Here is a 2240-nt window from a genome sequence, read left to right as displayed (position 1 = left end):
TAACTTCTTCTACTATTTCTCTTTTTTAATATTCTTTTTATGAAAGATATTTTTTGTTATTCTTTTTGATATCACTCACCCATTTTTTAGCTATATCACCACATCTATCTTCCGGGTACATCGTGCTTATCATCTCATGAAGTGATTGATATCTCTTATTGCCAGGTACTTTTTCTGTAATATCCCCATATCCTGATATTTCTGTAAATCTGTAATTATTTTTACTGGATCATCTATTTTTGACCATCTTTTCCTTAGATAATTAAATGCCTCTCTTTCTCCAATCTCTCTTGTGTTTGTTCTTACTTCCATTTTTCCTCCGATCCGGAAGTCTCAAAACGGAAGCAACCGCGCCAAGAGCATAAAGAAAGAGCCTGCAAAACTTTAATAGACCTAGGCAGAGAAAAAGCGCCTCCTAAAAGGCGCTTTTCCTATTAATTGTTCTTATAAGTACTTTGAACGAAGGATTTCTAAAGCATCCTCCATAGATATCTGTAATCCAAGCTGCTCTATCCTTACAGGTTCAGATATAACTTCTGTCAGAAACGCTTCAATACTCTCGCGAACAAGTCCTTCGGTCTCTATGTTTACTTCAGGGTCAACTATCTGAAGAAGCCTGAACACATCGTTCTTATGCTTTTTATAGTCGCGTTCATTAACATGTTCCCCTTTTGATTTTCTTCGCTTCAGATCAACCCAGGCATACATTTTAAAAGGAATTATATAATCAGCACCTAAAACACTGATACCATCAACAACTCTTCGCCCTTTTAACATAAAATCATAAAAATCATCGTTCAATAAAATTGCCGATAAACTGGAAGTATCATCATCTATATGAATTGGTATAATCCCTTCTTCGACTTCAAAATTGTACCCAGGCTTTCTTGAAAACAGTTCTATCATCACAGGATATCCATCAATCGGTTCAGTGAATCTGTAAAAATGCATTTTATCACTGTTTTTCCAGCCGCATTTGTATTTTCCTTCCTTGATATATTTCCAAAAGGTTTTTACAAACTCTTCCTTTTTATCCACTAAGATCAGAATCATATCAATATCTTTGGTCAGCCTGAAATCAATATCAGCCTCCGACATAAGAATATCGCAGGCTGCTCCTCCAATGACTGTGTAGCAATCTTCAAATCCTCTGAATTTATCTCTAAAAGAATCAATTCCCGCTACCATTTATACTCCTCCAAAAAGCTTTGTAATTCGCCTTCAACACGTTCATCCGCATTGTCTGACAGGCTCATGGCAAGTGATACCGGATCTACTTCGCCGTTATTTGCAAATAGTCCCGGATCATATTTCCAAAGTTCTACTCTACTCGTCCTAATATCATCCTGCCATCTCGTATCTACCTCTTCAAAGCCGCTCACAATATCGCTGCCTTTAACGACAGCATATACATCCTCGCTTGGTGCAGCAAGCATGCTATGTCTGCTTAGCATCGTTTCTCCGGCGATGAACAATCCTTCTTCTTTTGTAATCTTTGTATGGACAATCTTCTGCACAGGGTTGATGAGATAATCCTTTGCTACCTCAAATAGCTCACGCCCTCTATAGTTAGGAACCATCCTTATCTCTTTTCCTACTCGTTCTTCTCTGATAAGGTCCATCTGCTTAAGTTGCTCTGAAGCTCTGGTAATTGACATTTTCGTCAATCCAAGATCATCTGCAGCCTGCTTTTTTATGAAAAAGTCATTTCCACTTTGGTATAACAGATAAAGAAAAAGGCATTGCGTTGCTGGCATCATTTTGTCTGTAGACACAATCATTTTTCTTTTTAAGTTATTACTTAGCATTACCCCAAGGAAAGGCAAAAAAATCTGATCCGGTAATGAAATAAACGGAATCTCTTTTGCTATCAACGCATCTCTTTGTACTCTTGTGATGTCATCAAAGCAAAATGCCGCATTAAGCCCTGTCTTTTCCATATACTGAGAAAGCTGCTTTTTGAATGCCACAACGCCGAACTTCTCCCGGTCTGACAATTTGACAATCAAAAATGATGCATCTCCCATTACAGCACTATAGAAGACTCTTCCTGATACCATGTATAAAGGTAACCCTTTTAGTTTAATTTGTTCCAAATGACAGTTTATACCAAAGGCGTTTTTTAAAGCATTTTCCAGCATAATATCACGTATAATCCAATCATGTTAGAAAAGTGATTGGATTCTTCCTTTCTCCCAGGTTCTCTGGGCTACTTCTAATCCTTTTCTGATATATTTATC

The 2240-nt window shown here is 37.4% G+C and carries 3 protein-coding genes; all 3 read right to left on the bottom strand.

Features of this window, described 5'->3' with window-relative positions; genetic code table 11:
* Nucleotides 1-129 precede the first annotated feature (129 nt).
* Nucleotides 130-312, bottom strand: coding sequence for a hypothetical protein (locus T501_RS19330; protein WP_026511750.1), 183 nt, complete (start codon nucleotides 310-312; stop codon nucleotides 130-132).
* Nucleotides 313-444: 132 nt separating this feature from the next.
* On the bottom strand, nucleotides 445-1188 hold the full coding sequence (locus tag T501_RS19325) for a hypothetical protein (protein WP_044917147.1): 744 nt from the start codon (nucleotides 1186-1188) through the stop codon (nucleotides 445-447).
* Entirely contained in the window at nucleotides 1182-2060 is an 879-nt protein-coding gene (locus T501_RS19320) for a hypothetical protein (protein ID WP_081843266.1), read from the bottom strand. The genes T501_RS19325 and T501_RS19320 overlap by 7 nt, the downstream gene beginning before the upstream one ends.
* Between the last annotated feature and the right edge of the window lie 180 nt (nucleotides 2061-2240).

This window comes from Butyrivibrio sp. WCE2006, assembly GCF_000701985.1.
Taxonomy (GTDB): Bacteria; Bacillota; Clostridia; order Lachnospirales; family Lachnospiraceae; genus Butyrivibrio.
This window is presented reverse-complemented; position numbering and strand designations above follow the sequence as displayed.

Bases quoted from the DNA above. Each gene is read 5' to 3' on its own strand.
- T501_RS19330 (WP_026511750.1), bottom strand. From the start codon at position 312: ATGGAAGTAAGAACAAACACAAGAGAGATTGGAGAAAGAGAGGCATTT.
- T501_RS19325 (WP_044917147.1), bottom strand. From the start codon at position 1,188: ATGGTAGCGGGAATTGATTCTTTTAGAGATAAATTCAGAGGATTTGAA.
- T501_RS19320 (WP_081843266.1), bottom strand. From the start codon at position 2,060: ATGGTATCAGGAAGAGTCTTCTATAGTGCTGTAATGGGAGATGCATCA.